The organism is Kistimonas scapharcae (assembly GCF_039540975.1).
Classification (GTDB): Bacteria; Pseudomonadota; Gammaproteobacteria; order Pseudomonadales; family Endozoicomonadaceae; genus Kistimonas; species Kistimonas scapharcae.
The window spans coordinates 1-18,808 of record NZ_BAABFL010000422.1 but is presented as its reverse complement, the minus strand read 5'-3'; the positions used below and the strand labels follow the sequence as shown (position 1 = coordinate 18,808).

Below are 18,808 nucleotides of genomic sequence, written 5' to 3'. Positions count from 1 at the left end.
TTTGCCTGAAGAGCACAGGGGACGCTCTCTTCATTCAATTTAGCCTTACTTCTTCAGATCGTTAAGCGGGAGTTAAGGTTCCACAATGCTATTTTTGACATAATCACCCCATGCCTAAAACATGGGCTGATCGTCATTATAGCGTTCTGAGAACTCCTGTTGATTCATGATATTTGATCCAGTAACCGACCCTGTATCCTGACGGTAGTACTTTCTACACCAGCTTCAATGACATTAATCAAGTCAGCAAACTGATCTGCTGGTGCAGATACTTTCACATTGGAACTGAAGTTTAGCTTCCTGAGCCTCAGTTTCCCCGCGATCAGTGATGTATCTTTCACAATAGCGTTTTCGCTTATACCCTCTCCAAGCATATAAGCTTCATAGTCATCACGATGCTCATCACCGAGATAACTGGCGGCAAACCCACCAACTTCCACAACATTACTCTGGTCAGTCTTCATGTAGGTATACAGCGCATTATGAAGATCGACTTTCTCTTCAGTGCTTAGCTCTGACTGATCAATGAACCTTGTGGTTGCCTCAAAAAAGTTCCGCGTCTGATGCTTTGCCTGTTGCGGAACACGTAGCCCAAGAAAGTTACTATAGAAATAACTGGCAGCCCGTCGCTCATCTTTTTGAGTGATATTGCTATCAAACACGTAAGCTGAAAAACGTGCAGGGTTTGGCTCATTTTCAGCCTCACCAACCTGCTCCTTCTCAACAAAAACACCGACTTTATACAATTTCGTTTGAGGCGTTAGCAGTAAGTTTTCAACGTACTCCATCATGACGTTGTCAGATTGAGCCCGTTCTATAAAACCTTCTTGCCTTTCCGCTTTAATAATGATCAGGCAATGCTTGGCATGCGGCCCCACCGTAGCGTCAATTACAACCAGCGTACCACCAGGCCAACCTTTGGATGTGTGAGCATCCGTATGTTTTTCTGCAAACCCTGCCGACTGCTCAATGAAATCAGTATTATCTGTCCGCAAAATATTGCACGCCCTTGCAAAACAGCCATCGGCAGTTGTATTGACAATCTCCATCTCAATACACTTAGAGCCCCGCCCAAGAACAGCTGTCAAACGCTCTTCGAGCTTACCTAATGCCTTTTCACCCAAAAGGGTCAACTCATGGCTGGTCACAGGCTCCACGCGTCCTTCGTCATCCGGAGGAAAGACGTTGTGCAGTATAATCCTGGATAAGTTGATATTTGTGAAAACGGCCGACATTTGAGCTCCCTACAGTCGCAGGCGATGGTTGTTTAGTACGCGCGAGTATAATCTTTGACGATACTCTCTTGAAGACCCATTTTAAAAGCCCTTTAAAAGCTCCAAGAAAGGCGCGGTAGAAACTTACCCGAACCTTCGGACGCTCAAAATAAAAACGCCTCAGAACGGCTCCGAGGCGCTGACAGTGAGATACGACCCAACCCGCCGATTTACTCCCCGTGCAACCTCTTCCAGGCCGCTTTCTTCTCACTGGCGATCTGCTCCAGGTTCTCCAGCCGCATCTTGCCGGGGTTGTAACCCCAGCCGGGGTCTATCCCTTCCGGCACCTCCTCGGTGCGGCCGGTGCGCTTGTCCTGCCAGGTGCTCGTCTTGATGTCGGGCGCGGTGGTGTTGCTCCTGCCCTTGATCCGTTCGTACTCCACCTTGCTGACCTGGCGTACCCGGCACTTGCAGCCCCAGCCGTTCTGGGGGGTGTGGGTGTCCCACCAGGGATGGTCGGAGGGCAGCAGCGTACCGCGCCAGCGCAGGTGCTCGGTACGATGTTCCAGGCTCGGGCCGGTCTCGTAGATCAGGTAAGGATGGGTACGCCGGGTGCGCTCGATCCGCTGCCACTGGCCATGGGCCCGCGCGGTGCGCAGGTTGGTGTCGTAGATCACCCTGAGCCGTCGGGGGCTGCCCAGCATCGCCTCCATGATCTCCCCGGTGACCGGATCCACCACTTCCTGCTGTCCCCACCATCCCTTGTCCTGGAGTACCGGGGTCAGGTCACGGGCAAAGTCCCGGAAGGTCTTGCCCTCTTTTAAGGCCTCTTCAACGGCCGTTTTAATGTCCGTTAAAATGTCGTACTGCATGGCCTTGGCCACGGTAAACACCGCCTGGTGTTCCTCCTGCCAGACATCCTTCCAGGCGAACGACGGCACGATCCCCTTGCGTTCCAGGTAGTCGGTCACCGCCTTCGGTGGTTTCTGACCAAAAACAAAATCCGCCATCAGCGCGCCCTCTCCCGTCGATTTTTCTCCTGCTGCTCTCGCCGCCGCTGCCTGAACCATTGATCCATGGCGCGGGCATGTTCGGCCTCACAGCCCGGGGAACAATACCGTCCCCCTGTCGTTTGCTGCCGACAATAGCTGCAGGTGTGTCGACGCCGACGGGCTATCTCTGCCAGCTCTTTGCGCTTGCGCGCCTGGTAGTTTCGGACAATAGCGTCGGCCTGCTGCTGGTCAGTCATCCACGTCACCGTGGGCGCGAGCCAGGTAGGTCGCCTCCGCCAGTCGCTGCATCAGCGCCGTGGCGTCCATGCCGCCCTCTTCCAGCAACTCCGGCAGGCGGGTGAGAAATTCCTCGTAACTCTCGCAGCTGTCCGCCAGCGCCTGGATCGGGTCGGTAACCGCCTGTATCACCGGTTCCCAGTCGGCCAGCAGTTCGTCACGGAGTTCGGCCAGGTCATCCTCCACCGGATCGGCGGGCTGCTCCCGGTTCAGTGCAGTCGTAGTTTCGCCAGGCTGCGGTGCCGCCGATGGCACACCGAGGATCTCCGCCCCCTCGTCCGGATCCGGCACGCCCAGCTTGTCACGGACAAAACTCTGTTCGACCCGCAGGCCCAGCTTCACCATCCGCTCAATGCTCTCGGTCCAGCGGGCCAGGTCTTCCGCCTCAATCACCGGCAGGCAGATCCGCGGGTACTTTTTCTGGGGGCCGTGGTTCAGGTCAATGTACCAGCGCACCAGGGAACGGTTAAGGGTGTTGCACAGTTGCCGGGCGTCGTCCACCAGGATGTCCCTGCGGACTTCATCGTGTACTTCCGCCTGGCTGCGGCTGCTGCCGGCGTCAGCGGTCATGGTCTGGCCGAGGACGCCCTTGCTGATCTGGCGGTCGGCCCAGTCGGCCATGTTCTCGAACAGGGTCTCCCCGCCGCTGCCCCGGGCGGACTCCACCAGTTCCAGCTGCATGGACTCCGGGATCGCCGCGCCGGCATCCGTGGCAATGTTGGCCACCGCGTTGACCAGCGTGGCGATCTCCTCGTCGGTGGCATTGCGGCCGTACTTGCCTACCCGGATCGGCATGCCGAACACTTCCGCGAAACTCCACCAGTCCTTAAGGGTGTAGCCCTTGAGCATGTACATGGTGGCCGCCAGTCGCGCCAGGCCGTTGCGGATCGGCAGGCCGGACTTGATCCGCGGGGTATGGATCAGGTACTTGTAATCCGCCAGCCGTTCGCCGTCGGGGGTGGCGTCATAGAGGCGCAGCTCCCGGCCGGTTTCCCGGTCAAAACAGAAAAATCGCGGGTCTGCCCAGTGGAAGCCGTTCGGCTGCCAGCGCCCGCTGTCCGTACCCCACAGGATCTCGACCACCGAGAAGCCCTTGCCCAGTCCGTCCAGCAGGTCCTGCAGCATGTCGGAGAACTGGGGCATGCGCACCAGCTCGCGGATCTCATCGGCCAGCGCCACGTCCCGGGCGTCATCACTGGCGGACTCCACCGTGGGCACCAGTCCCGCCACCGCCAACTTGCGGGTGCGCAGCTGGCTGGCGTAGTGCAGGTCGCGTTCCTCCATCTCCTCGGCAAGGATCAGGTAATCCTCCAGGCTGCCCTCGATAGCGTTGCGCAGCACCGCCGCCAGGCGTTCCGGGGTCAGGCCGGTGGCGATGCTGTAGCCGGGAAACGGCTGGCGCACGCCGGTCATGTGGGCGCGGGTGATGTGTTGTGTCATCACCTGCTTGCTCGGGGTAAAGGGGCGTCCCGTCTTCGGGTTGATAATCCGGTTGTCACTCATAGCAGGCTGCCTCGGTTGGCGCGCAGGCCGCGGCCGGTGCGGATCTGGCGAGGTTTGATATCGTCCTTGTGGCGATCATGGCCCCGGACGGGGTGGTAGGCGTATTCGATGGTGTCCATCTTGCTGGCTGACCAGGCCATGCAGAGGGCAATGGCCGAATCACCGTGGCGTTTGTTCTTGCCACTGGACGTGTTTCCATCCGGCAACTTGGGTACGCCCCGGATGACCTGGATGGCCCGCAGATCAGACAGCACATCCTCATGCCTGGGCACCGCGATCATGTCATCTTCAAAGGCAGCCTTGAACGGCGGCATATTCTCCAGGTACCAGGCCTGGGTCATCTTGACCTCTTCGACCATGCCCGAGCCGTAGCGATAGCGCGCCTGTTCAGCCAGGTAGGCGCCATTACCACTGGCGTCCATCTTGCCGCCGCAGAACCGGGGCAGGCGATCGACAATATAAAAAAGCACCTGCTCCTGGTTCTTGAAAGGAACATTCTTCAGCTCGACGATAAACGGACATCGCCGTTTAAGATCCTGACCAATCTCCAGCGGGACAATGTCGGTCAAATCCCCCGTGCGGGCAAAGTCCTCACCGAAACAGTGCATTAAGGCAGGATTAAGGGCGTCTAAAAGCGGTTTAACCGTCTCTTCCAGCCAATCCTGCATGACAGCAATGCGCTGGCTTTCATCCCAGTTGTTGAACGCCTCCGTTCCCTCGAAGCGCAGCACCGGGGCCTCAACCATGCGGGACTCGATCAGCACGCGGGTCAGGTAGCTGCCGCCCGATGCCTTGGGCACGCAGAAGTATTCCTCCAGGGCGTCCTCTTTCGTGGCGGTGTCGTTGAGCAGGTTCTCCCGCCACCGGTCCTGGGCTTCCTGGCTCCAGGGCTGCCCGGACACCTGACAGATTCTTTTATAGAGGCCATCGTCCAGCGCGTCGTCCAGGGTGATGCGGTGTACGACAAAACGCTTTTTTCCGGCGCGGCTGTCGTTGATCAGCTCATTGAACAGGTTGTCGACACCGTTGTGGGTGCTGATCAGGCGCACCTTCGCGCCCCACATGGTCAGCGCCAGCGCGGCCTTGAGGACTTCCGCCAGCCGGTCATGGAAGGCCGCCTCGTCGATGGTGACATTGCCCTGCATACCCCGCAGGTTCTTGGGGTTGGAGCTGAGCGCCTGCACCTTGAAACCGGAGTGCGGGAAGTAGACGACGTAGGTCAGGATTTCCTTCTCATCATCGTCCTGGAAGATTTCCTCCCGGACTTCCAGCGCCGCCTTGTTGAAGGCACCGGCCCACATGGCGACAGCCTCGATAAACTCCCGGGCCATCTCCTTGTTGGAGCCAATGTAGAAATGGTTGCGACCGCCGGCTTTCTTGTCAGCAGCGGCGGTCAGGGTGGCGTCGGCGGCTTCCGCCCAGGTAATACCGGTCCGGCGGGACTTCTCCGCGATCTTGAGCTGGGACTCGTCCGCAATCCAGCGCTGCTGGTAGCCCAGCAGGACAGAATCAGTGGTGTCCATACTGCAGCCGGTAAGACTCTTTTGCATACAGTTGGCTCATGGCATCCGCCCTAGCCGTGTCCTTGCCCGTTTGTTCGTTGTATCGCTTCGGGTTCAGGCAGTGCCCCTGTCCGACCAGCCTGTGGCCCGTGGTGAGGGTGATGATGCAAATGGTGGTCATGCCCCGGACGATGTATTCCTCGTCACTGACCAGTTGTCTGATGTGGTCGTGATCAAAATCCAGTGTTGCCATGTCGGCCTCCTTACGCGATACCCAGGATCTCTTTCTTGATGGATGCAATGGTGCCGGCGGTCATGCCCTGGTTGACCATCACCTCCTCCGCTTTCGCCGCCGCCTCTTCTGCAAACAGCTGCCGGATCTCCTGTTCCCGCTTGTGGCTGGCCATGGCCGCCTGCTCAATACGGGTCAGGGCCAGCGCCAGCTGGTTGAGCGCCTTGGGCTCGATGGGTTTTTCGGACTCACTGGCGGACATCACCAGGTCAAAGGCCAGGGTGCGGACGATCTCCTGCACCAGCTTGCCGATGTCACTGGTGGGCGCCGAGCCCAGCTTGGCCACCCAGACCTCGGCCACTTCACGGGACTCGCGGATCTTGCGACCCACGTCGTCCATCCGTTTCTGGTAGCGGCTCAGGCTGGACTGGCTGAGGGGTTCCTCGCCATGCTGACGACACAGGTCGTTGACCTGTTCCAGGATCTCCGCCTGAGACATGCGCCCTTCACGCAGCAGGGCATCGAGTGACGCCCTGATGTCCTCCGGCAGCTGCTGGATGCGGCTGCGGCGGGTTCTGCCATGCCCCTTGCGTTTGGCTGCGGGCTTTGTCTCTGCCATCACTTTTGCCTTTTCAGCCATGCCTCAAAGTTTTTATGCCGGATCCAGCGCCCCCACTGTCTGCAGCGAGAGCAGCGCACCCGGTGTTCAAACCGGCAGTGATGCCAGCGCCTGGCGCCGTAGGTCTTCTGCTTGACGCACAGGCTTTCACCATGACCGCCACGGTAGGCACAACCGAACACAAAACAGATCAGTTTTCTGAGGGCCTGTTTCATCACTTCGCCCTCGGCCGCTTGACGCCGGGCACCTGGGCACGGCCTGCGGCGCAGTCCTCACCACGCGCGGTCAGGGTTGCCACCTGGATGTCCGCCACCGTGTCCACGGTGATCAGCCCCTGCTCCGCCAGCCACGCCATGTGGGTCTTGACCTGGTCGCGGCTCAGGCTGTAGCCGTAGCAATCCAGCAGGTTCTGCAGGATCGACTCGTTAGCCTTGTAGCCGGTCATCTCTGACAGACAGCGCAGGATCACCAGGCGCTGGCACTCGTTCAACGCATCCTGGTAGTTCATGCCTTACTCCGTTCACTCAGCAGGTAGTTATGAATGGTTTGCAGCAGGTTGTTATGGGCGGTCATTTGTTCGGTCAGGGCAGACACTTCACGCTCAACGCGGGCCATGTCCTTATGGGTGGGCATGCGTTCCTGGATCGTCTCCAGTTCATGGACCCGTGCCGCCAACTGCTGGTTGTCCTTGGCCATCTGTTCAATCAGCTCCCTGTTGCCCTGGCGCCCCCGGTCGACCCAGGCCCACACGCCCAGCAAGACCAGCACCAGCCACTGGATCGCATCAAGCCAGAAACGCAGCGCATCGTAATCGGTCGGGTTATCCATAACGGCGAACCTCCCGCTCGTGGCGTTGCTGGCAGATAATGCAGCGGCCCGGCGTCACGGCCGTGCCGAGGCGTTCCGGTTCGATCGGCTCCTCGCAAGCCACGCAACACAGTTCCCCGTCAATCACCAGCGGCCTGACCCGCTCAACCCGGCTGAAATGATTAGCCAGGGCCACGTCGTTGAGTAACTGATCCAGCGCCTGGGCCTGGTCAAACTGATCCCCCATTACTTCCCCCTGCCCTTCACGTAGCTGTAGATCCCCCCCGGGGCGATCGCGGCCATGGCGGCCATCGGGTCATAGCCTTGCGACACCATGTAAAAGGCCAGGCCGTAACCGGCGTAACCAAACAGCTGGCGCCCCATCTTGTGCAGGGCATCCACCCAGGGAATGGTCTTGGTGCCCAGCTCCTGGCGATAGGTTTCCTCCAGCATTTTCTTCAGCTCGGATTCCGCCATGTCATAGGCATGGTTCAGCTCGTTGAGCTTGTCCTTGTCGGTGATCGCCTCGCTGGCCAGGTCGATGACCTTGCCGAAGGGGTTGATCCAGTCAGGTAGTGGCATGGGTTACTCCGTGGCTATCACTAGCCGCTCCGTGTAAACAAACTGTTGCAACAGCTGGCAGCGCTTGACCCAGCCCCGGAAAAAGCGCTCCTGCTCTGGACGGTTGACGCACATACGGTGGTGATGCCGGACTCGGCGGCTCAGGAAGTCGGGAATGACAGAAGAAGGGGCCATGCCATTGGCGGCGGCGAGGGTTTTGGGGCCGATAATGCCGTCAGCACTTACACCCAGTGACTGTTGTAAGTAGCGAACGGCATCGCCCTGCCCCATGACAACGGCGGTATCAAAAACGAGTACCGCCAACGACAGGGGCAAGCTGTCACACTGGCAGGGTTGCCAGTAGTTCTGGTAGTAGATCTGCCTAGCGCGGTCATGGGTCATGGCTGCGATCGACTCGCCTTCATGCCAGACGCTGCTGATCCCCATGTTGGTCTCGCCGCCCAGGTCGGCGCTGTCGTTTACATAGCCGCCCTCCCGCTCCAGGGTGAACCGGAGTGCAGTTTCAAACGTCGCTGGATAGGTATGTGTTTTCATAGGCCTCCAGAGTACGAAGGCCTGATGCGGGGGTGGGTTTAAAGGGTTTTTGGGAGTGTTTTAAAGGGGCTTTAAAGCGGGATTAATCCAGCAGTGAGGGCTGGATCCTGCCCATGTGCAGGGCGCGCTGTTCCTTGATCACCTGGTAAACCTTGACCTCGGACAGGTCGAAGCGGCGCACCAGCTCGTAGATGTTACGGCCGTTGAAAGCCTCATACAACTGCTTGTCCCGCAGGGCGCGTTTCACCCGGTCCGCCTTGGGCAGGTAGAAGCCACGGCCACCACTGCGAAACGCCAGCGCGACCAGCAGCTTGTCCGCCAGCAGCAGGGTGCGTTCATCTGATTCGCCTTCCTGGTTCAGCTGGGCGCGCAGAAAATCGCTCATCTCCACCAGATCACGGGGCCAGTGGCGGCGCTCTTCGATCAGATCGTCATCCAGGTGTTGCAGTAGACTGCCGTCGTTCAGTTCCCCATGGCCGAAGAGATCGTTCATGGCATGCCCCGCGCTGTTTATCCGTCCCAGGGCATTAGTTTAAGGAATGGCTTTAAGATGTTTCAAATAGTGGTTTTTGTATTGGATAAGGAGAAATAACAATATCACTGCAGGCCACATAAGATGTCTTATTCAATCCAATACCACATAAGCACCATTTCGGAACCTTATCGTCATGACATCAATAGTGAGTTGGTTCAACGCAGAAAATAATGGATCAGTCTGGGTAGTAGGAGACTCACTCATAACCAGAGGGTCTGGCGACTATACAACGCTGATAGACTCTGGCGCCAAAATATTCGCCGTCCCACTGATATGTAAAGCACCTGATGAGTCTAATTTTTTCGGCAGAACGGTGTTGGATACCAAAATAGGCCTTGCTTATGCAGGAAGCTCCCTTGTTGGCTTAAACATCTATGCAGTACTCTCAACGATATTCCCAAACCTAGTTGCTATTGAGGGTTCACGACCACCTTCAATAGAGGATCTAGGTAGCTATGCCAAAATGATTTCAAAGAGCTACATACAATCGCTGGCTCAAATTACCCCTGACAGTGCGCCCTGCGAGCTTTCCATCATGGGTTTCTGTTCTTCTACTGGCTTATACAAGATCTGTCACATTTATCCTGATTTCAGTTCAGGCTCTTTTGATATGTCTATGACTACATACAGCAATGAGGATAGCAAGGATGATTTTGTTTTATTGCTAGGCGATAGAAAAAGCGAGATAGAAAGTCTCATTAAGAGTAAGCGCGATAGCATCACTGAAAAAGACATTACATGGTACAGGGCACCACAGCACGTTTTAAATCAGTTGGTTAGCAATAATACTTATGGGTCTATAGGAGGATATCTCCAGCAAGGCCTTTGCTTCGGAAGGGATTTCACGATCACATCAAGATTAATAAGTAACAACGGCACTTTTCTCAGTCATTTGGGGTTCGATGTGACTGGTGATGCGAGTCGTGTAGGTAGCTGTATCGTTGGTATGCCAGGTATGATTTAAGGACGCTAGTCAGGTGTAAAACATTTACACCTGACCCTGTTCTCACTATTTAACTTTCTGCCCCCTCCTGCGCCACTTCTTGAGGCTCTCCAGCACCTGGGTGCATAACGCCGGGTCATTCTCCAGCCAGTCCACCTTGTCGATGCCCTGGCCGCCGTTGATGATCCGAGTCTGTCGTCGCACCCAGGCTTCCAGGGCGTTCTCGGAACCGTCCCTCAGCAGGCCGTTGCTGGCCATTTCGATCCAGAGCGCACGCAGCTTGTCTACCGGGCGTCCCTTCGACGGCGGACTCATGCGCTTCCCGGCTTGTTTCGGACGAGGCTTCCAGCCCAGCGTCTTCAGGTGACTCTCCACCTTGATCAGCTCGAACAACCGCATCTGGCCACAGCTGTCCTTGCCGGTTACCTGCTGGAGCATCTTCCTGTAATCCTCCTCATCCATGCCCAGCTGCTGCCGGGCAATATGGATGCGGGCGATCCGGCGCTTTCTTGGATCCTTCACGGCGCTCATGCTTCCTGCTCCACACCAATGGCAACCACTTCCAGGCCTTCCAGCCGGGAAAACTGCCGTACCAGGGAACCCGCTGTATTGAAGGTCGGATCAATCAGAGTGATTTTCTTATCCAGATCCGGCGCGATTTTCCGCGCACGACGCTTGCCAACTTCCTTGACCAGCTTGGCTACTGAACCAGGCTTGTAGAGTGATCGCTGACGATGCCGCCAAACCTTTCTGCAGATAGCGCGAGTCTCATCAGTCAGCGGGCCAATATCCTCGCCCTTGATTTCACCGTCGATGTAGACACCCAAGGCTGTTTTATTCTCGGCAATCCGTACCCGGTTGATCGTAATCTCGTGCCCATCCAGACGGAGCTTGACCACCGAAAACAGCCCTGTCAGCTCACCGGTCAATCGTTCTTTCTGTTCCTTGCTCAGCATGATTGCTTCCCCCGTGCCGTTACTTGTCTTTGCCCCACCTGCACATCTGCTAGTAACCCTCCGACCATTCCCTTAAGCCGGGACAGCTGCTGCTGGCCGACGCGGATCTCGTCCTCGGTGCGATGCTTCGGCAGCCGCAGCGGGTTGGTGTTACGGTTGCCCAGCAGCTCCAGGTACTGCCGGGGCGTCGGCCATTCCGTGGCGGAATACTTCAGACGGGTGAAGGCATCCCGCATCCGTTTGGCATCCTGGTTGTGGCTCCAGTCCACGGGCGCCGCCCACAGCACCTCGACCCACTGCAGGACGGTGGCGTCGATGATCTCCATGGCCGGGGTGCGCGGCAGGCTCAGCACGATCAGCCCCTGCACGCCATCGACCACCAGATCCTGGAACCAGCCCTCCGGCGTTTTCTGCTTCATGGCTGGCCTCCCGTCTTCAGTGCCTGCAGCCGGGCCAGCGCCTGGCCGGTCTGGGTCTTGAGGGTGCGCACCGGGGCCTCCTGGGGCAGCCGCTCCGGCTGAATGCCGCGGGCCTCGACACTGTCCAGCACCTTCTTGAGGTAGTTGTGACCGGACAAAGGCTTCCAGCCAGGCTGCTGCTGTTTCTCCCGCAGGCTCTCGACGGTCTCCGCCAGTGCCTGCACCATGGCCTGCCCGGTGCCCAGTGCGATCACTTCCTGCGCCAGCTTGTAGGCCCGGCCCCAACCCAGCGCCCGGGACTGGGAACGGAACAGGCCGAGATAGGCGACCATGGCACCGTACAGCGCCGGAGTGCGCGCCAGCACCCCGAAGAACGCACGGGCAGCGTCGTCTTCCGTGGCAGACTCCACCGGGAAGCGGGCGTGGCAGCAGGGACAGGTCAGTTGCATAATGACACCTCCCCGTAAGCGGTCTCCCATTCTTCGACCAGGCACCGGACGGATGGCAGCGGCTGGCCGTTGAACTCGCCGTCGTCGCAGACATCCTGCAGCTCCTGCGCCATGCGGGCGCCGATATCCAGCAACAGGGCCAGCTGCTCATGCAGGCTGATCCAGGCCGCCAGCGCCGCCGGATCGGGGGCAGCTGATTGGGGTGCGTCCATGCCCGGCAAGCTGATCACGTTCGCGGTTTCGGTGTTCGCCGCCATCACGCCACCTCCTCTTCAGCATCCAGCATCTGCTCGGTGCAGCGGATCGCCTCCACGTAGTGGCCGGTATCTTCGCCGCGATGGACAAAGACCAGCCCGACGGGCTCATCACCCTCAGCCTGTACCGCGATCGGCAGACCGCTCATGCCCATGGCGTGGAGGCTGTCCACCGCCAGCATGGCCACCTCGAAGGGCTCCGCCTCTTTCAGGGTGGCGGCCAGCGCCAGACTGACCTTGCTCCGGTGCAGGGCCTCGGCAGCGCTGCTGTCCAGTTCCAGGGCGGCGGTTACGGCGTCGGTCAGGCGGTTGATCAGAGTGTTATGGTTCATGGCTTTTTCCTTAATCATTTGTTCTGGCAAGGGGCCGATGTCCGGCCCCTGTTGTCTGGTAACCGGACGGCCTACTTGACCGTCACCGCCTTCTCGATCTCGCTTTCGAACGGCTCGACCCCGAACTCTTCCCGGCTGGTGATGTTGATGCCGGGAATGGCCGTGTACTTCTCCGGCTCCAGCAGGATCGCCTCTTTGTTCACTTCTTCCTTGGTGCGGATCGCCCGCTTGAGCCGCAGTTTCTTCAGGGTCTCCAGGACAATGTCCATGCCGCGCACGGTGACCCGTGGCGGGGTCTTGCGCCAGAACACCTTGCCGGTGGCAAGGGTCACGGTCTTGCTGTTGCCCTTGCACAGCTGGTCCCGGTTGGCCTCGCAGTAGATGCGCAGCCCCTCGAAGGCCTCGTCGATGCCCTGGTTAAGCGGTTTTACCTGGTCTTCAAACGTCCTTTTAACGTCGCTTAACCGGTCATTCATCGCCGTTTCAATGGTGGCCACCTGGCGCTGCAGGCGACCAATGTCGTGCAGCAGCTGTTCCGCCTGCTCCCGGGTGGTGGGAACCGGCAGGGATGTTGTCTTGATACGTGGCTTGCGTGCCATGGTTGTCTTCACTCCCGTTAATGTCTGGTTTTGGCCGCTGCCCGTGCAGCCTGCTTTTCTGCTTGCTTCAGCCCCATGGAGCCCATCGCGCCCCACTGCCGGCACTGGTGACGGGTTCGGCCCGTCTCGATCTGCCGGATCTGGCCGCCGCCCGTCAGGAAGGCCGCCACCTGCTGGCTGATCACCTCGCGCTCGCTGGCGCGGCTGCTGGGGCTGAGGTCTTCGCCGTCCCGCTGTCGCAGGCGGACTTCATCGGTCAGGCTCATGACGCGGCCCCCCAGTCGATGGTGACCGTGCCCTGCCAGCGCTGGCTCAGCAGCTGCGCACAGGGGGACACAATGGCCGGTTGCGGATAGAGTTCCCGGCGACGGCCACGACGGCCCTGGGTCAGGCCCATGCTGGTCATCTTGGCCTGCACCTGCTCCGGCGAGCGGCCCAGCTTTTTCGCAATCCAGGCGCGTGGGTACTGCCAGTGTTCCGCCATGAAGTCGCACTCTGCCCGGGTGAAACGCTCACCCTTGTCCTTGATGGCTGTCATCACTGGTACCTCCCGTCTCGCCAGATCACGGTGCAGCGCTCGAACTCGACATGGTTCTCGGCGTAGCGCTGGCCGTTGTTGCCGTGGATCCGCAGGATGGCTTCGCCCAGCTGTTCGCACCGGCGCGAGTAGCGCACCCGGATGACCGGGCGGGCACCGCCGAGGGAGACCTGCTCGATGCTGATGCCCTGGGTATTGAGCAGGGCCGCAGCACGCTGGGCATGGCTGAGGCAGCGCAGGACATGCTGGTTCTGCAGGTCAGCGGGTGAGCGCTGGATGGTGGCGCAGGTGTTCATCAGTGCACCTCCTGCACGGCGACCCGGGAGTGAGGGCAGCGGCCGTGGCGGCAGGTGCGGTAAACCACCGCGCGGTTGGGGTTGGTGGCGGCAAATGCCATGTTCTGGTAGGCCAGGCACTTGTCGCGGCGGATCTCCATGCCCAGCGCCGGACAGTCGACGCACAGGCCCATGAAGGCGCCTTCAAATCGTTCCTTAAACGTATCAATGCGGCCCTTATAGGTGCCTTTCAGTATCTGGCTGACGATACTGCCGCTGGAATAACCCAGCTTTCTGGCCACTTGTCCCTGGCCCAGGGTCTGACTCACTCGCTCCAGTTCGGCAACCCAGGGGTCCCTGGCGTTACCATCACCGGCGAGCGGGATGGTCTGTTGCGTTGTCATGATTTCTCTCCTGGTCGAGTGTGATGAGTCACATTTCGTATACAAGTTCGTCGTTATGGTCCCAGACCAGCTTCCAGCCGTTATGGACGGTGGGCGGCATGGGGCCGGTGTCGCGGGTGAGCAGGTACACGGGATACCCCATGGCGTTCTCCCCCATGAGCCGGAAATACCCGGCCCGCAGCAGTGCCTTCAGGTAACGGTCGCAGGGCTCCGCCTTGAGTTCGGTGGCTTCCTGCAGATCGCCCCGGCAGAACTGGCTCAGGATGCGCATGCTGCGCCAGAGCTTGCCCTGGACGCTGCACGACGCCTGGGGCGGACCGGGCCAGACCCGCGTTACCGGCGGCATGGCCTCGTTGCGGTTCGGGTCGAATACCCGCCCGGTCGACACGTCCACTGTCGGCGCGAGCTGCCCGGTGTCGCGAACCAGCCAGTAGCGGCCCTGACGCACGGGTTCCCGCCAGAGGTAACCGGCCTCCATCCAGGCGTTGACGTGCAGGCTGATCCATTTGCCTGTCGCCACCCCGGTGTCCACCACATCCTGTTGCCGGAATACCCGCAGCTCCCTGATACAGCGCCAGATCTGCACGGCTGCCGGATCCCCGGCAGACTGGTGCGTCTTCTGGAAATAGCGTTTCTCTCCCATAGATGGTCCTCGTTGTTTTCACTGTTTCCCCTCCCCCTTACATCTCCTTTTTTGCTATTGCCATCAGGCGCGCGGGGCGCGCCCGATCCGGAAAGCCTCGTTCCCCCATTCCGCCAGGCTGACCCGCTCCAGGTTCCTGGCCTTGCCGAACAGCTCCACCTGGTAGAGTCCCGCCTTGAGCAGTCGCACCGATCCCCCGGACTGCTGGTGCAGGGTGCGCAGCAGGTCATCCGCCACGGTGATGTCGCAGGTCTCATCCGCCAGGCGGCGGGTGTCTTCGTAATCGGTGGGCTCGAACACCACCCGCTGGGTGATGCGGCCATCAAGCTGATCCATGCGGCGAATCTTGACCTCAATCTCGCGCATCCCGATCAGGATGATGGGGGCCCGGCTGAGGTCATGGATGTCCCGCAGCACGTTCAGCATCTCGTCCCGGTGGCGCTTGTTATCCAGCAGGTAGTCCGCCTCGTCGATGAACAGCGGCCGGCCGGTCTCAAGCAGCTGACGCACCACCATGTCCACCAGGGAGTCCCGGTTGCCCCGGGGTTCCAGCAGCAGTTCCTTACAGAGCTGGTGCAGCATGGTGGTAGGCGACCAGGTACTGCGGGCGCGCAGGTAATAACCGTCCACCCGGTTGATCAACCAGCAGGCGGCTGTCGTCTTGCCGTAGCCGGTTGGGCCCCAGATCAGCCCCATGCCGTCCATCTCGGTAGGCCGGTTGATCAGGGCGTCCGCCGCAGCCGACAGTCGCATGATGTTTTTGACGAGCACTATCTTGTGGTTCATGGTTTCCTTCCTTAATGGTGTCGCGTCACTCCAGACTGCTAGTTACCGGCTGCCTTATCCCTGGCTGCCGACTTGTCTTGCTCACGCTGCTCGACGAAAAACGCCTTGCGCCCGTCGATGTCGTAGATCATCTTCATGCCCCGGTACTCGGAGCTGGTTTCGAACCGGTTTTTCCAGGCCTGATCCGTGTCCGCCAGCGGCTGGTCGGCCTGCACCCGTTCTTCCAGCAGGATCCAGCGACGCATGCGGTCATACATGGTCTCTTCCAGCGGGTTATCCTTCTCGCGCACCAACTGCTCGATATGACCGGCGCCGGGGCGCATGTAGTCGGGTACGTCGTTGACGCGGGTGTCGGGCTTACCGATGTTTTCACGGGCGTCCATGGCTGCACTGGCGCCACTGATATGGCTGTTGCTGTGGTTCTCCGCCGGGCGCGGGAAGTCCGCCACGTTGCCCCGCTCCCGTCGGCGCACCATATCCAGTGCCACACTGCGCACGTCAGTCTTGTGCCGCTTGCGGACTTCCTTGGCCGCTTCCAGTGCTTCGCGCTCTGCCGCCTTCTGACGCTGCCGCGTCTCGGTCGCTGCTTCCTGTCGGGACAGGCCCAGCAGGTCACGGTCCACCGCCGTACAGAGGAAACCGCCGTCCTGGTCGAACACGTAAAGGATCCCGAGGTCGCTTTCGTCCTCGCGTATCTGCACATTCGGCGTCATCAGGGCGAACAGCTCCGGCGCATCGAACCAGCGGCCGTTATGCTTGATCCCCTTCTTCAACACCTTTCTGGCAGTCAGCGGTGACAGCAGCAGATCCAACGCCCGCTCGTCTTCAATCCGTCGTACATTCCCCTGCCATTCCCGCGTCATCTGGTTCGGTGACTTGCCAGCGAGACTGCTGTGGGGCACGTCGTGGTAGTAATTTTCCAGCCAGTCATCCGCCCAGCCCTGGAACTCCTGGGAGGACATGCTGGACTGGATCACCTCGTCCTTGAGCATCAAACGCTCGGCAAACGTCTTGCAGGATTCCAGTGCCTTTCGCTCCGCCACGTTGTGCCCGATAAAGCCCGGCAACAGCTCCACCAGGTCGTGGGAGAAAGTCTTGAAGAAGCGCTCGATGTGCGGTTTCTCCTCGCCGGAATACGGCGTACACAACACCTGGTCGATGGACAGGGATTTCAGCGCCTGTCGCACAAGGTTGCTCATGTAGTCGTTACCCTGGTCGGTACGACAGGTCTCCGGCACGCCCCAGTCCAGGATCGCCTTGCGCAGTACACGGGCTATCCCTGCCGCGGTAGAACTGGGCCGCACTTCCAGCCGCACCCGGCGGGTATAGATGTCGATGACACCGATCAGGCTGAAACGACCATCCGTGAACATCACGTCTGCCGGGGTTGAGTCCAATTCCCACTCCTGGTTGAGCCGCAGGACATGTTCACTGCGCGAACCCACCGCCGCCTGGTACTTGTTCTTGTAGCCGTCCCGGTTAGTCAGCAGCAGGAACAACTTGGGATTGCGCGCCTTCCACTGGTTGATATAGCGACCCGTGGCCGTTCTGCCGGGGCGTTCCTGAATATCCGTCCCCTTGAGGGCTTCCAGCAGCGCCTTGTGCAGGACTGACAGCTTGGTGTGGGCGTACTCCCGCAGCAGCGCCAGCAGCAGGTCGGCAGCCAGGGGATACCGGTCAAAGTAACCCGTACCTGCTTTAGCCGGACGGTAGTTACCAGCCAGTGATGCCCACCCCTGCTCCGCCACACTCTTGCGCCACCGCAGCAGTGTCGAGCGGTTTACCTGTTTGATTCGCCGATGAATGCCATTGCGTGGCTCAATGTCGCGGCGGTTGTAGCTGTCGACCAGCGACTTGATGGCATCTTTTTTCCTGCTGTGCTGCTTCTCTTCGTCCGCAAGGGCCATGAGTATCGCGGCGCGGTCTGCCTGGCGTTCCCTGGCAGCCCCAGCCAACAAAGACAGGGCCTTGAGATCAGCTTCTCCATCGAAAGCACTCTCCTTTGCTTCTGATGGCAGTCCTTGACGATCAACCACAATATTTGGTGGTGACGTTTTTGCTTTCTTGGCCTGGCTGATCCTTAGAGCCCGCCGCGTATCAGCCGGGAGACTGTCAATGTGGTATTCACGTCCACCGCCACGCGCCTTGCGGGGGCGTGACTGCCAGGACTCACGGATTGCACGCCTTGTCACAGAACGTGCAACGCCGTCCAGACCAGGTAGGCCTGCAAGTTCCTTGGCTGTGAACCATTCTGTTCCTGACATGCCTTTCCCCTCACTTTTCTTCGTAAACGGCGCGCCCTATATGACGCTCAATTGCCTTCAGTACCTGGCGGGTTTTTCCTTTCGGATTACCGCGTACCCCCTCCCATTTCTTGATCGCATAGGTCACCGTCCTGGCAGCTACGCCGACCTCGGTTGCCACGTCGCTGTACGTGATTCCCATCTCATACAGCGACGCCTTGATGCTTGGCGCCTGTCGCTCACTCATAGAGAATCCTCATGTGGTTTGTGGTAGTGTTTTCTCAGTTTGTGAAACCTTTTTTCACAATATACGCACTTTGCGAAACCGTCAACAACAAATTACGCATATTGAGTAATTTATGGATTCTGTAGAAGAGATCATTGAGCGGATGCGGCAGGCATGCGGCGTCAACAGTGACGTAGAACTCGCCAAATACCTGGGTTTATCCCGCAGCAATGCGATCAGCAGCTGGAAAACCCGCGGATCGAAACCTTACGCATATTGTGAAATCGTTTCGGAGCAAGAAGGCGTAACCATGGACTGGCTACTGACAGGAAAGGAACCTAAACACAGGGGGAAAATGACAACAGCGCTCGATCAGCAGGAGATGCGCCTGCTGGATATGATTGAGCAACTTTCTGAAGAAAACAGAAGAGAGATTTTGTCTCGCATTGAGAGCATGTACAGTGCAAATCAGCAGGCCAAGAGGATTGAGGAACTCGAAAGTCGGTTAATGGAACTGTCCAAGAAGATCTCTTAAACCTGGACAGCTGTCAGGTATCACTGTGTCCAGGTTCAGATACCCACCCGGTCAATCCTACATGTTGGACAGTGTCATTGTTTTTTGATTACTTTTTTTCAATGCAATCATACGGTTACGTAAAGTGTGACACTTAATCCCATTTCATATCATCCTGTCCATCTTGTTATACAGTAGTTGTTGTTTATGTTGACCGTTTAATCGTGCGTTAAGTCGCTGTTTAAAGGGCTTTGCAGGCGATTGGAAGGATTGGTGTGGCGAGTGTGCTGGTAGTGCCTTATCAGCACATTCGAGGCTTGACCTGTCTCATTGCATATTCTGGTTTACTTGAACACCGATTCTGGTCTACTTGAACACCCCCGTCACCTTACGTATTGGCGAGCCTGATT

The 18,808-nt window shown here is 58.8% G+C and carries 31 protein-coding genes; 2 read left to right on the top strand and 29 right to left on the bottom strand.

The features are described from left to right. Positions 1-164 precede the first annotated feature (164 nt). From ABD892_RS16780 to ABD892_RS16715, 14 genes are all read right to left on the bottom strand, one after another. Positions 165-1,235 carry a nucleoid-associated protein gene (locus ABD892_RS16780; RefSeq protein WP_345197089.1) on the bottom strand — a complete coding sequence of 357 codons (1,071 nt, stop codon included), beginning with the start codon at positions 1,233-1,235 and terminating at the stop codon, positions 165-167. A gap of 209 nt (positions 1,236-1,444) precedes the next feature. Continuing rightward, positions 1,445-2,224: a phage head morphogenesis protein gene (locus ABD892_RS16775; protein ID WP_345197088.1), complete on the bottom strand. Its 780-nt coding sequence runs from the start codon at positions 2,222-2,224 to the stop codon at positions 1,445-1,447. Continuing rightward, positions 2,224-2,463: a hypothetical protein gene (locus tag ABD892_RS16770; protein ID WP_345197087.1), complete on the bottom strand. Its 240-nt coding sequence runs from the start codon at positions 2,461-2,463 to the stop codon at positions 2,224-2,226. Before ABD892_RS16770 ends, ABD892_RS16775 begins: the two co-directional genes overlap by 1 nt. After that, positions 2,456-4,006 (bottom strand): DUF935 domain-containing protein, encoded by a 1,551-nt coding sequence (locus ABD892_RS16765; protein ID WP_345197086.1) that lies wholly within the window; start codon positions 4,004-4,006, stop codon positions 2,456-2,458. Before ABD892_RS16765 ends, ABD892_RS16770 begins: the two co-directional genes overlap by 8 nt. Continuing rightward, a complete protein-coding gene (locus tag ABD892_RS16760; RefSeq protein ID WP_345197085.1) occupies positions 4,003-5,556 on the bottom strand; it encodes a hypothetical protein in 1,554 nt (517 codons plus the stop codon). Before ABD892_RS16760 ends, ABD892_RS16765 begins: the two co-directional genes overlap by 4 nt. Continuing rightward, positions 5,516-5,761, bottom strand: a complete 246-nt coding sequence (locus tag ABD892_RS16755) for a Gp49 family protein (RefSeq protein WP_345197083.1) — start codon at positions 5,759-5,761, stop codon at positions 5,516-5,518. Before ABD892_RS16755 ends, ABD892_RS16760 begins: the two co-directional genes overlap by 41 nt. A gap of 10 nt (positions 5,762-5,771) precedes the next feature. Then, on the bottom strand, positions 5,772-6,359 hold the full coding sequence (locus tag ABD892_RS16750) for a DUF3486 family protein (RefSeq protein ID WP_345197082.1): 588 nt from the start codon (positions 6,357-6,359) through the stop codon (positions 5,772-5,774). After that, positions 6,359-6,574 (bottom strand): hypothetical protein, encoded by a 216-nt coding sequence (locus ABD892_RS16745; RefSeq protein ID WP_345197081.1) that lies wholly within the window; start codon positions 6,572-6,574, stop codon positions 6,359-6,361. Before ABD892_RS16745 ends, ABD892_RS16750 begins: the two co-directional genes overlap by 1 nt. Next, a complete protein-coding gene (locus tag ABD892_RS16740; protein ID WP_345197079.1) occupies positions 6,574-6,867 on the bottom strand; it encodes a VpaChn25_0724 family phage protein in 294 nt (97 codons plus the stop codon). Before ABD892_RS16740 ends, ABD892_RS16745 begins: the two co-directional genes overlap by 1 nt. After that, complete coding sequence (locus ABD892_RS16735; protein ID WP_345197078.1) at positions 6,864-7,187, bottom strand: DUF2730 family protein; 324 nt, start codon at positions 7,185-7,187, stop codon at positions 6,864-6,866. Before ABD892_RS16735 ends, ABD892_RS16740 begins: the two co-directional genes overlap by 4 nt. Further along, the gene (locus ABD892_RS16730) at positions 7,180-7,413 is read right to left on the bottom strand and encodes a TraR/DksA C4-type zinc finger protein (RefSeq protein WP_345197076.1); all 234 of its coding nucleotides are present in this window, start codon (positions 7,411-7,413) and stop codon (positions 7,180-7,182) included. Before ABD892_RS16730 ends, ABD892_RS16735 begins: the two co-directional genes overlap by 8 nt. Next, the gene (locus ABD892_RS16725; RefSeq protein ID WP_345197075.1) at positions 7,413-7,748 is read right to left on the bottom strand and encodes a hypothetical protein; all 336 of its coding nucleotides are present in this window, start codon (positions 7,746-7,748) and stop codon (positions 7,413-7,415) included. The genes ABD892_RS16730 and ABD892_RS16725 overlap by 1 nt, the downstream gene beginning before the upstream one ends. A gap of 3 nt (positions 7,749-7,751) precedes the next feature. Beyond that, complete coding sequence (locus tag ABD892_RS16720) at positions 7,752-8,282, bottom strand: glycoside hydrolase family 108 protein (RefSeq protein ID WP_345197073.1); 531 nt, start codon at positions 8,280-8,282, stop codon at positions 7,752-7,754. Positions 8,283-8,364: 82 nt separating this feature from the next. Then, complete coding sequence (locus tag ABD892_RS16715; protein ID WP_345197072.1) at positions 8,365-8,775, bottom strand: Mor transcription activator family protein; 411 nt, start codon at positions 8,773-8,775, stop codon at positions 8,365-8,367. 187 nt (positions 8,776-8,962) lie between these two features. Here ABD892_RS16715 and ABD892_RS16710 point away from each other — a divergent pair, with 187 nt between their 5' ends. Next, complete coding sequence (locus ABD892_RS16710; protein WP_345197071.1) at positions 8,963-9,781, top strand: hypothetical protein; 819 nt, start codon at positions 8,963-8,965, stop codon at positions 9,779-9,781. A 45-nt stretch (positions 9,782-9,826) separates the two neighbouring features. Here the strand turns inward: ABD892_RS16710 and ABD892_RS16705 are convergent, their stop codons facing one another. From ABD892_RS16705 to ABD892_RS16635, 15 genes are all read right to left on the bottom strand, one after another. Next, on the bottom strand, positions 9,827-10,291 hold the full coding sequence (locus ABD892_RS16705; protein ID WP_345197070.1) for a gp16 family protein: 465 nt from the start codon (positions 10,289-10,291) through the stop codon (positions 9,827-9,829). Continuing rightward, positions 10,288-10,716 carry a hypothetical protein gene (locus ABD892_RS16700; RefSeq protein WP_345197068.1) on the bottom strand — a complete coding sequence of 143 codons (429 nt, stop codon included), beginning with the start codon at positions 10,714-10,716 and terminating at the stop codon, positions 10,288-10,290. Before ABD892_RS16700 ends, ABD892_RS16705 begins: the two co-directional genes overlap by 4 nt. After that, positions 10,710-11,135, bottom strand: coding sequence for a hypothetical protein (locus tag ABD892_RS16695; protein ID WP_345197067.1), 426 nt, complete (start codon positions 11,133-11,135; stop codon positions 10,710-10,712). The genes ABD892_RS16700 and ABD892_RS16695 overlap by 7 nt, the downstream gene beginning before the upstream one ends. Continuing rightward, a complete protein-coding gene (locus ABD892_RS16690; RefSeq protein WP_345197066.1) occupies positions 11,132-11,584 on the bottom strand; it encodes a hypothetical protein in 453 nt (150 codons plus the stop codon). The genes ABD892_RS16695 and ABD892_RS16690 overlap by 4 nt, the downstream gene beginning before the upstream one ends. Further along, complete coding sequence (locus tag ABD892_RS16685) at positions 11,575-11,841, bottom strand: hypothetical protein (RefSeq protein ID WP_345197064.1); 267 nt, start codon at positions 11,839-11,841, stop codon at positions 11,575-11,577. The genes ABD892_RS16690 and ABD892_RS16685 overlap by 10 nt, the downstream gene beginning before the upstream one ends. Continuing rightward, positions 11,841-12,170, bottom strand: a complete 330-nt coding sequence (locus ABD892_RS16680; RefSeq protein WP_345197063.1) for a hypothetical protein — start codon at positions 12,168-12,170, stop codon at positions 11,841-11,843. The genes ABD892_RS16685 and ABD892_RS16680 overlap by 1 nt, the downstream gene beginning before the upstream one ends. A gap of 71 nt (positions 12,171-12,241) precedes the next feature. Beyond that, positions 12,242-12,769 (bottom strand): host-nuclease inhibitor Gam family protein, encoded by a 528-nt coding sequence (locus ABD892_RS16675; RefSeq protein ID WP_345197062.1) that lies wholly within the window; start codon positions 12,767-12,769, stop codon positions 12,242-12,244. 17 nt (positions 12,770-12,786) lie between these two features. Beyond that, positions 12,787-13,035 carry a hypothetical protein gene (locus tag ABD892_RS16670; RefSeq protein ID WP_345197061.1) on the bottom strand — a complete coding sequence of 83 codons (249 nt, stop codon included), beginning with the start codon at positions 13,033-13,035 and terminating at the stop codon, positions 12,787-12,789. Further along, a complete protein-coding gene (locus ABD892_RS16665; protein WP_345197060.1) occupies positions 13,032-13,307 on the bottom strand; it encodes a hypothetical protein in 276 nt (91 codons plus the stop codon). Before ABD892_RS16665 ends, ABD892_RS16670 begins: the two co-directional genes overlap by 4 nt. After that, a complete protein-coding gene (locus ABD892_RS16660; RefSeq protein ID WP_345197059.1) occupies positions 13,307-13,603 on the bottom strand; it encodes a hypothetical protein in 297 nt (98 codons plus the stop codon). The genes ABD892_RS16665 and ABD892_RS16660 overlap by 1 nt, the downstream gene beginning before the upstream one ends. Continuing rightward, positions 13,603-13,986: a hypothetical protein gene (locus ABD892_RS16655; protein ID WP_345197058.1), complete on the bottom strand. Its 384-nt coding sequence runs from the start codon at positions 13,984-13,986 to the stop codon at positions 13,603-13,605. The genes ABD892_RS16660 and ABD892_RS16655 overlap by 1 nt, the downstream gene beginning before the upstream one ends. Positions 13,987-14,014: 28 nt before the next feature. After that, positions 14,015-14,629, bottom strand: coding sequence for a hypothetical protein (locus tag ABD892_RS16650; RefSeq protein WP_345197057.1), 615 nt, complete (start codon positions 14,627-14,629; stop codon positions 14,015-14,017). 63 nt (positions 14,630-14,692) lie between these two features. Then, positions 14,693-15,415, bottom strand: a complete 723-nt coding sequence (locus ABD892_RS16645) for an AAA family ATPase (RefSeq protein ID WP_345197056.1) — start codon at positions 15,413-15,415, stop codon at positions 14,693-14,695. Positions 15,416-15,453: 38 nt separating this feature from the next. Next, on the bottom strand, positions 15,454-17,679 hold the full coding sequence (locus ABD892_RS16640) for a DDE-type integrase/transposase/recombinase (protein ID WP_345197055.1): 2,226 nt from the start codon (positions 17,677-17,679) through the stop codon (positions 15,454-15,456). A 10-nt stretch (positions 17,680-17,689) separates the two neighbouring features. Further along, the gene (locus ABD892_RS16635) at positions 17,690-17,905 is read right to left on the bottom strand and encodes a hypothetical protein (RefSeq protein ID WP_345197054.1); all 216 of its coding nucleotides are present in this window, start codon (positions 17,903-17,905) and stop codon (positions 17,690-17,692) included. A 112-nt stretch (positions 17,906-18,017) separates the two neighbouring features. On the opposite strand from ABD892_RS16635, the gene ABD892_RS16630 reads away from it, so the two are divergent. Continuing rightward, positions 18,018-18,419: a helix-turn-helix domain-containing protein gene (locus ABD892_RS16630; protein WP_345197053.1), complete on the top strand. Its 402-nt coding sequence runs from the start codon at positions 18,018-18,020 to the stop codon at positions 18,417-18,419. The last annotated feature ends 389 nt before the right edge of the window (positions 18,420-18,808 follow it).

Coding starts and splice junctions, on each gene's coding strand:
- ABD892_RS16640 (WP_345197055.1), bottom strand. CDS start 17,679: ATGTCAGGAACAGAATGGTTCACAGCCAAGGAACTTGCAGGCCTACCT.
- ABD892_RS16700 (WP_345197068.1), bottom strand. CDS start 10,716: ATGCTGAGCAAGGAACAGAAAGAACGATTGACCGGTGAGCTGACAGGG.
- ABD892_RS16745 (WP_345197081.1), bottom strand. CDS start 6,574: ATGAAACAGGCCCTCAGAAAACTGATCTGTTTTGTGTTCGGTTGTGCC.
- ABD892_RS16720 (WP_345197073.1), bottom strand. CDS start 8,282: ATGAAAACACATACCTATCCAGCGACGTTTGAAACTGCACTCCGGTTC.
- ABD892_RS16630 (WP_345197053.1), top strand. CDS start 18,018: ATGGATTCTGTAGAAGAGATCATTGAGCGGATGCGGCAGGCATGCGGC.
- ABD892_RS16635 (WP_345197054.1), bottom strand. CDS start 17,905: ATGAGTGAGCGACAGGCGCCAAGCATCAAGGCGTCGCTGTATGAGATG.
- ABD892_RS16675 (WP_345197062.1), bottom strand. CDS start 12,769: ATGGCACGCAAGCCACGTATCAAGACAACATCCCTGCCGGTTCCCACC.
- ABD892_RS16685 (WP_345197064.1), bottom strand. CDS start 11,841: ATGGCGGCGAACACCGAAACCGCGAACGTGATCAGCTTGCCGGGCATG.
- ABD892_RS16705 (WP_345197070.1), bottom strand. CDS start 10,291: ATGAGCGCCGTGAAGGATCCAAGAAAGCGCCGGATCGCCCGCATCCAT.
- ABD892_RS16645 (WP_345197056.1), bottom strand. CDS start 15,415: ATGAACCACAAGATAGTGCTCGTCAAAAACATCATGCGACTGTCGGCT.
- ABD892_RS16730 (WP_345197076.1), bottom strand. CDS start 7,413: ATGGGGGATCAGTTTGACCAGGCCCAGGCGCTGGATCAGTTACTCAAC.
- ABD892_RS16750 (WP_345197082.1), bottom strand. CDS start 6,359: ATGGCAGAGACAAAGCCCGCAGCCAAACGCAAGGGGCATGGCAGAACC.
- ABD892_RS16715 (WP_345197072.1), bottom strand. CDS start 8,775: ATGAACGATCTCTTCGGCCATGGGGAACTGAACGACGGCAGTCTACTG.
- ABD892_RS16780 (WP_345197089.1), bottom strand. CDS start 1,235: ATGTCGGCCGTTTTCACAAATATCAACTTATCCAGGATTATACTGCAC.
- ABD892_RS16770 (WP_345197087.1), bottom strand. CDS start 2,463: ATGACTGACCAGCAGCAGGCCGACGCTATTGTCCGAAACTACCAGGCG.
- ABD892_RS16695 (WP_345197067.1), bottom strand. CDS start 11,135: ATGAAGCAGAAAACGCCGGAGGGCTGGTTCCAGGATCTGGTGGTCGAT.
- ABD892_RS16760 (WP_345197085.1), bottom strand. CDS start 5,556: ATGCAAAAGAGTCTTACCGGCTGCAGTATGGACACCACTGATTCTGTC.
- ABD892_RS16740 (WP_345197079.1), bottom strand. CDS start 6,867: ATGAACTACCAGGATGCGTTGAACGAGTGCCAGCGCCTGGTGATCCTG.
- ABD892_RS16735 (WP_345197078.1), bottom strand. CDS start 7,187: ATGGATAACCCGACCGATTACGATGCGCTGCGTTTCTGGCTTGATGCG.
- ABD892_RS16755 (WP_345197083.1), bottom strand. CDS start 5,761: ATGGCAACACTGGATTTTGATCACGACCACATCAGACAACTGGTCAGT.
- ABD892_RS16680 (WP_345197063.1), bottom strand. CDS start 12,170: ATGAACCATAACACTCTGATCAACCGCCTGACCGACGCCGTAACCGCC.
- ABD892_RS16765 (WP_345197086.1), bottom strand. CDS start 4,006: ATGAGTGACAACCGGATTATCAACCCGAAGACGGGACGCCCCTTTACC.
- ABD892_RS16655 (WP_345197058.1), bottom strand. CDS start 13,986: ATGACAACGCAACAGACCATCCCGCTCGCCGGTGATGGTAACGCCAGG.
- ABD892_RS16670 (WP_345197061.1), bottom strand. CDS start 13,035: ATGAGCCTGACCGATGAAGTCCGCCTGCGACAGCGGGACGGCGAAGAC.
- ABD892_RS16690 (WP_345197066.1), bottom strand. CDS start 11,584: ATGCAACTGACCTGTCCCTGCTGCCACGCCCGCTTCCCGGTGGAGTCT.
- ABD892_RS16775 (WP_345197088.1), bottom strand. CDS start 2,224: ATGGCGGATTTTGTTTTTGGTCAGAAACCACCGAAGGCGGTGACCGAC.
- ABD892_RS16665 (WP_345197060.1), bottom strand. CDS start 13,307: ATGACAGCCATCAAGGACAAGGGTGAGCGTTTCACCCGGGCAGAGTGC.
- ABD892_RS16725 (WP_345197075.1), bottom strand. CDS start 7,748: ATGCCACTACCTGACTGGATCAACCCCTTCGGCAAGGTCATCGACCTG.
- ABD892_RS16650 (WP_345197057.1), bottom strand. CDS start 14,629: ATGGGAGAGAAACGCTATTTCCAGAAGACGCACCAGTCTGCCGGGGAT.
- ABD892_RS16660 (WP_345197059.1), bottom strand. CDS start 13,603: ATGAACACCTGCGCCACCATCCAGCGCTCACCCGCTGACCTGCAGAAC.